Source organism: Leptospira hartskeerlii, assembly GCF_002811475.1.
Lineage (GTDB): Bacteria > Spirochaetota > Leptospiria > Leptospirales > Leptospiraceae > Leptospira_B > Leptospira_B hartskeerlii.
The window spans coordinates 599,605-606,397 of record NZ_NPDL01000001.1 but is presented as its reverse complement, the minus strand read 5'-3'; the positions used below and the strand labels follow the sequence as shown (position 1 = coordinate 606,397).

Annotated in this window: 6 protein-coding genes; 2 read left to right on the top strand and 4 right to left on the bottom strand. The window is 40.3% G+C overall.

The features are described from left to right. Window positions 1-748: 748 nt before the first annotated feature. The gene (locus tag CH352_RS02830; RefSeq protein WP_100706265.1) at window positions 749-1,396 is read right to left on the bottom strand and encodes a hypothetical protein; all 648 of its coding nucleotides are present in this window, start codon (window positions 1,394-1,396) and stop codon (window positions 749-751) included. A gap of 53 nt (window positions 1,397-1,449) precedes the next feature. Continuing rightward, entirely contained in the window at window positions 1,450-2,115 is a 666-nt protein-coding gene (locus tag CH352_RS02825) for a hypothetical protein (protein ID WP_100706266.1), read from the bottom strand. A 362-nt stretch (window positions 2,116-2,477) separates the two neighbouring features. Here CH352_RS02825 and CH352_RS02820 point away from each other — a divergent pair, with 362 nt between their 5' ends. Next, window positions 2,478-2,918, top strand: a complete 441-nt coding sequence (locus tag CH352_RS02820; RefSeq protein ID WP_100706267.1) for a carboxymuconolactone decarboxylase family protein — start codon at window positions 2,478-2,480, stop codon at window positions 2,916-2,918. A gap of 90 nt (window positions 2,919-3,008) precedes the next feature. Here CH352_RS02820 and CH352_RS02815 read toward each other — a convergent pair whose 3' ends face one another. After that, window positions 3,009-4,583: a methyl-accepting chemotaxis protein gene (locus CH352_RS02815; protein WP_100706268.1), complete on the bottom strand. Its 1,575-nt coding sequence runs from the start codon at window positions 4,581-4,583 to the stop codon at window positions 3,009-3,011. A gap of 96 nt (window positions 4,584-4,679) precedes the next feature. Then, window positions 4,680-5,798 (bottom strand): hypothetical protein, encoded by a 1,119-nt coding sequence (locus tag CH352_RS02810; RefSeq protein WP_100706269.1) that lies wholly within the window; start codon window positions 5,796-5,798, stop codon window positions 4,680-4,682. A gap of 70 nt (window positions 5,799-5,868) precedes the next feature. Here CH352_RS02810 and CH352_RS02805 point away from each other — a divergent pair, with 70 nt between their 5' ends. After that, window positions 5,869-6,792, top strand: coding sequence for a hypothetical protein (locus CH352_RS02805; protein WP_100706270.1), 924 nt, complete (start codon window positions 5,869-5,871; stop codon window positions 6,790-6,792). Window position 6,793 lies beyond the last annotated feature (1 nt).

Below are 6,793 nucleotides of genomic sequence, written 5' to 3'. Positions count from 1 at the left end.
TTCAATAGTGTTCGAGATTATTATTACCATGGCGAACTCATCACCATGATACAATCTCAGCTAATAAAAAAATTTAATTTCTCATTCGCAGTTATATTCGTTGTAAAAGAACTGATTATTTGCCTCAGCAAGTTTCTGTTTTTGAGGGAGAAGAATCTCCGTCTTTTGAACTCGTTTGGCTTTGCCGGCGATTTCCCATACGGAAAAGACCGTAAAAACCAATGTAGAGAATTGAGCTGGCTGGTCAAGGAAAAACGTGAGTTATCTCTTCTATTTTTAAGGAAAAAGAAAAAGAATTTTCCGGAAAAAATACTCTGCTCCAACCCTCCAAAAGCCGAACAGGAAATCGCATTAGAAATCTATAAAATATTTCCAATAAGTTTTCCGCGATAGCGATGCGAAGTGCTTTAGTCCAGGCGAAGCCTGGATATTTTCCGCGCCCCATAGGAAGCGGAAAACGCAAAGCGTTGCTGAACGTAGTGAAGCAAAATCCCAATCGGACAAAAGAGAACCCCATAAAACCATTCATCATAATTGCGGAGCGGGAGGATGAATACTTTTAGTTTGTTGGAATTCCAACATGATGGATTTGGGAGAATTGTGGTTGTGAAGATAGAGGAAATGTGATACGGGATTGTTCGTTGTACCACCGGCCGGCCCCCACCCAATGAGGGCGGGGCCTTTTCAAAACTCACCAACAGAACTTGGAATCTACGTTCACCAACATATAAAGTGCAGAGCTTTTCATTTACTCACAAATCTCTACCGAACCGGAAGAAACATATTCATGGGATTCGGACGAATCTCCGGCAATTTTTGCCCAACCTTTTGAATTATATGTGATCGAATAACCGGAATCAAAAATTTCGGAAGGCATGCCTGAATCACTTGCGTAACTAATAGAGCCTCCGCCTAAAGGAAATCCATTCCCATCGTAGTCGGTAAAGCTGATTGTGGCGGAGTTCAACTCATTTTTATTAGATACGAGACGGTGAGCAGAATCGTATACGTACGTAAAATATCGAGCCACATTTGAAGGATCGAACTGATCTACTACCTTAAGACTTGCTAATCCCCTTTGACCTACTATAAAAAAATTACTCGCATCAGGAGGATCTACTACTCCCAATTTTGCTCCTTGTATGGACAAATATGTGCGAATATTTACAAAGTCGTTTCCATCTCTTTGGCACCTATAGACTAGCCCGGAAGCGGAGCATCGGAAAGTGTCTTCCAATACTCCGATATTAGGATTATAACTTTCTATTTTTTGAGGCATACTTTTACATTGTCTGCCTAACAAGGCGAGTAACGCGATAGTATCGTTTCCGGAATTTTCTTCGCAGTTTGCGAATAAAAAGAAAGATAAGAGTAAGGACAATGTCTTGGTTTTCATATTTATCTCCCGAATTCTTCGGTTAAAATTTTCAAATTCATAAACTGTACAATTTATTGGCAAATCTCTGCGATGCCGCCGTACTTGTATTCATACTCAGTGCTAGGATCGGACGCTGTTTTGGGCCATCCCTTTATATCGAAAGTAATTTCGTAACTGCCGCTTACGATCTTCGATGGAATTGTTGTTCCGAAATCATAAAGAAATTGCGCAGTCGTTGACCCAAGATCGTTGGTAGTAGCAAATCCAGCTGAATCATAACCTCCCCAAGTAACGATCATCGGAGGAGCTGACAACTGGTTTGTCGTCGAGGCCAATTGATGAGAAGAATCATATTCTAACGTATAATATGTATCTTTAACTGTTGGATTGGATTGCAGGACAATAAACACATATGCAAGACCTCTTTCTCCGTTGAAAGAAAAGTTACCGAAGTCCGGAGGATTCACTACTCCAAGATTGGCTTGGGCTATGGAGAGATAATTTCGCGTAACAGTCATACCGTCGCCTTTACAGACATATTTCAATCCGGAAGTATAACAATTGTATGTAATGTCAGAGCTAGACACATTTACATCGGTCCTAGTGATTTTTTGAGGCAAACTTTTGCATTTCCTATTCAGCAATGCGAGTAACGCAACAGTATCGTTTCCGGAATCTTCTCCGCAGCTGATTAATAAGAAGAAGGATAAGAGCAAAGACGGCGCCTTAGTTTTCATTGTATTCTCCCGAATTCTTCGGTTAAAAAGTTTTTTAGTTTTTTACAAGAAGGAGGGTACCATATCTAAGAATTAGAAACAAGATCGGTAATTACTAGGGATTTTTTCGTTTTTAGGTAGTTATACGAGGGCAAGAAGATGAGGCGAATGTTCTGTATATCATCTTGTTGGAATTCCAACATACGGATTACTTGTAAAATGTAGTTGTGAAAATTTGGAATGTATGATAGCGAATCTTTTTGTAGGGCCACGGGGTACCACCGGCCGGCCCCCACCCAATGAGGGTGGGGAATATTTCAAAAATTTCCCTTCACTGTCACAACTCCTTACTTGAAGCGTCTTTCTTTTAAAAGAGGAAACAAATGAACATAAGATTCGATTATGCTAAAGTCAATCCCCAAGTTTTGGAAAAAATGCTGGAGATGGAAAACTTTGCTAAGAGCTTAGGAATAGAGACCAAACTTTACGAGCTGATCAAGATTAGAGCTTCTCAGATCAATGGATGCGCTTTTTGTATTAACATGCATACTGTGGATGCCAGAAAATTAGGAGAAGAAGAAAGAAGGATCTATCTTTTAAACGCTTGGAGAGAGGCTCCTTATTATACTGAAAAAGAAAGAGTTGCTTTGGAATTAACGGAATATGTGACTAAAATTTCGGAGCACGGGGTCCCGGACGATCTGTATGCAAGGGTTCGAGCTCAGTTTGAAGAAAAGGATATTATCGCATTGATCGTAGTGATCAACACGATCAATTCATGGAACCGGATAGCAATCTCGAGTGGGAAGACCGCTCCGAAGTGAAACTCGGATCTATTTAAAAGTCATACGTCCCTTTACATTGATCATCAATCAAAGGACGTATGAAATTTCCTTTGTCCGCTTTAGAGATCCTTAATGTAATTTAGTAGCTTCCAATGTTTTTGTTAAAGACTGAGAAGTAACTTTTAATCTCTCTAAACTTGTTCTGAGTTTTTCGGTGATCTCGGACATTTCCATGGATCTTTTACTCAAATATTCTATCCCGTTCAGGATCTGCTTGGTTCCATTCGATTGTTCTAATGTAGAATTTTTCATTTCTTTAGCAAGATCGCGTATATGTTTGTTCTTATCTTCCACTTCAGTAGAAAGACTTTTTTGTTTGTCTACGGAATCTCCAACCTGGGCCAGCGCCTCTCCGATAGAACCGATCCCTGAGGTCAATTCACGGAATGCCTGGACCAACTCTCCGAACTTTTCGGAACTTGTATCGGAAGCATCTCCCAAGGCGCCTATCTGTTTTACGATCTCCTTTGCATTTCTGGAAGAAGAATCTGCAAGTTTGCTTACTTCTTCTGCAACGACAGAGAATCCTTTTCCCGCTTCTCCGGCCCTTGCCGCTTCAATAGCTGCATTCAAAGAAAGTAAATTTGTTTTTCCCGCAAGATCTTGGATCACTCCTAAAATCTTACTCACTTCTTGGACCGTACCCTTAAATTGAGAGAATACGTCCAACGCGACTCGAACTGTGCCCTCCCCTTCGATCGCGGTGGCTGCTGAACCTTCGCCCAAACTTCTAGCAAAGGATACTGCCTCGAACACTCTGACCATCTGATCTTTCCATTTGTCTATGGAAGAAGAAGTATCGTCCCCGAATTCGTCCTGCTGTTCCGCCATCTTTGCTATGGATTCTATACTTGCTCCCATCTCTTCCAGAGTAGCGGATGTTTCTTCTACCATGCTTGCTAGATCGCGACTGCTGTCCTCGTTTGCCCTGGCAACATCTTCTACATCTATTAAAGATTTGCGAAGTTCTTCGGCGACTGTTTCTGAACTTTGTAAGATCTCTTTCGCGGAGGTATAATTTCGGATCGCTCTTTCTTCTGCGCTTTGCGCTTCTTCTACCAATCTTCTTACAAACTTGGTTGCGTAAGAGATAGTGACTCCGAATGCGAATAAAAAGACTCCCATCAAAATTACGAGAGGAGACCTTAATCGGATCATTCCTTCATAACCCATGGTAAGAAGTTGAGGATTCAGAATGGTGAGTGCCATCGCCATTGCGGTGAATTGAACCGCAAGAACAGTGGAAGTGATAAAAGTGAATCTAGGATTGAACCTGAAGATGGTCCCGGATAAGATTAAAAAATAAATTCCGTAATTAGCAGGACTCAAGATCCCATTCGGTTTCCATTGGTCCTCTGTTCCGAAATATCCGGCCTGCACAATTGCGTAACCTATAAATTCCATGAACACTGTAGCATATTTCAACCAAGGTTTGTAGCCGAAAAACTTCATTACAAAAATGGAAAAGAAGATAATAAAGGAATATGCTACGATCCCGCCTATATAGTAACCTAAAACCGCTTGGATCCCACTCCTCCAAACCAGTCCGAATGCTGTCCCGAAAATAAAAACTATAGTTAAAAAAATCCGCAGATAGTTTGCTGCAACTTCCCCTTGACGCTCCAATTCCAAATTTCTATTCATTATTCCTCGGTTAGGCGGTTTTTGTTTTTGGCCCAAAATCGCTTCAAATCGACCGAGTGTCAAGCAGGGATATTATGTGGATCTAATTTAGAAGAATTAAAAGTCGATTGGGACCATCAAAGCAAGTTCAAGTGTGCTCATATGGATCGTATAACCTGAATCCTTGAACAACGGTCCATGCCAACTAAGCCTGGCTTTTACAAACCCGAATTTAGGAGTCTCTACATAGATCATGTAAGCGAAAACTTGTTTGTCCTTCGCATTAATACCGGTTCTGGTCAATGCGGTCAAAGCCAATAATTCTAGAGCATTATATTTATCCTGCAAGTTTGTATAAACTAAAAGTGAAAGTAAATCCGTTGAAAAATGGGTACCTTGGCTGGCAAGATAAGCTCCCATCAATTCCAAATTGTTTCCTTGGCTTAAATTTAATAAAAGGTAATTGAATATAGGATCTCCCCGTCTCAGATCCACGAGGCCGGAACTCAATTGTATAAAACTCAACGTATTCAAAAATGTATCTCTATCACCCATTGCTCCGTACATTTTTCCGATCGTTTCTCCCGGATCTCTAAAATCAATATTCCCTCTCATTTTAATATCCGCTAGTCCGAAGCCGACTCCCATCCGAAATCCATCCACCTCCGGATTTCCCCAATAGAATGTGGGTATTATATAATTGTAATCTACTTTGACATTCGTTCCCAGATCTGCAGTGGCCGTATTTTTATTACTCTCCCCGGAACTACTACTTCCGGAAGAAGAAGAACTCGAATCGGAAGAAGAACTCGAATTCGAGGTAGAGTTAGAAGTGGATTGTTTATCAAATTCTTTTCTGGCAGAATGGAATAGAAGTTGTACCCCGAACGCCTCGTTGATCTTTAAATCCTTACTTCTGATATCGAAAAAAAAATTCGGTTGTTGGGACTCCGTGGTCATAGCTGCGGATTTTCCTCTTCCGCTGATATCCAAGTCGGAAATAAAATCGTAACTTCCTCCAGGTTGTATGGAAAAAAATCTGGCCTTAGGACTTTTAGGAACACCTAAGTCTCTATCGAACTTGTTTGCCTTTTGTCCTGAATCATAATGATCTCGGATCTCTTTTAGAACATCCTCGTCCAGGTCCGCCTTTGCCGGAGAAGCGAAATTGGAGATCGGAAATAAAATGCTGATCAGGAGTATGAAATAATATTTTGTCCGTATGTTTCGCTTCATGCAATATAATGAAGAATATTCCTTCTCTCAATCCGATCCGAGTCAACTAACAAAACAGATTGAATAAGTAATGCTATCCTTTAAAATGGAAACAATGGATTGGAGATTTAGATCGTTACTTGTACTAAGTGTATCCTTCCTATGTTTAGGCTGCCTAAAAACATTTCCAGTATTGGAAGAGCCTGCTCCTGGTAAAGAAGGTTTAGTCGCTTTCGGACTCATTGTTGCCCAAGGCGGTATCTCAAATGGGATATTCAAAGGCTTAGCTGAATCCGTTCCAAAAGAAACTTATATTTCTTCCGTTTCAGGAAACGACTTTAGGATCAATTTAGCAGATCCAGGCAAAGAAATGGAAGGAGAAGGAAATTACAGATTTTTATGGGTCCAAAAATTACTAATGGGAAAATCAGAGAATGCTGCCCCTAAATATTTCGCAATTTCCAGGCTTCCTCAAAATCAGTCTTTAATATTGGACAAAGCTTCTTATACTTATACAACCACACACACTTATACCACAGTAGACAAATATGGGCATGTGCAAGTCCATACCTACACAGTATCGCATGATCAGTCCATTTGGATAGAATACGACCCATTAGAAAAATCTAAATTTTCTTTTTACAATCCGGGAGGATTAGAGATCCGCTTTCTAGGAAATTTTATCGCCCATCCAAAAGGTATAAATTTCTCCTTCGGTGGTCCTTATACAGGAACTTATGTCCTGACAAATATAGATACTTATCTGAAAGAAAATCCGGATCTCACTTCCGATCTCAAAAATAAATTTTATGGGAAAGAGGAAATAAACGCAAAAGGAGCGGAGATCCATTTTCTAAAAAGATTTATCAAAGAAAATCGATCTCGCTATTGGCAGGATATCGCTATCAAAAAACTTTTTAGATTAGATCCTAAAACAAGAGAAGCCGCAATTAAAGCAAAGATCCCTATTCCCGCCCAGGACTTAAGTTCCGAAAATCCGATCCAACAAAATTAAG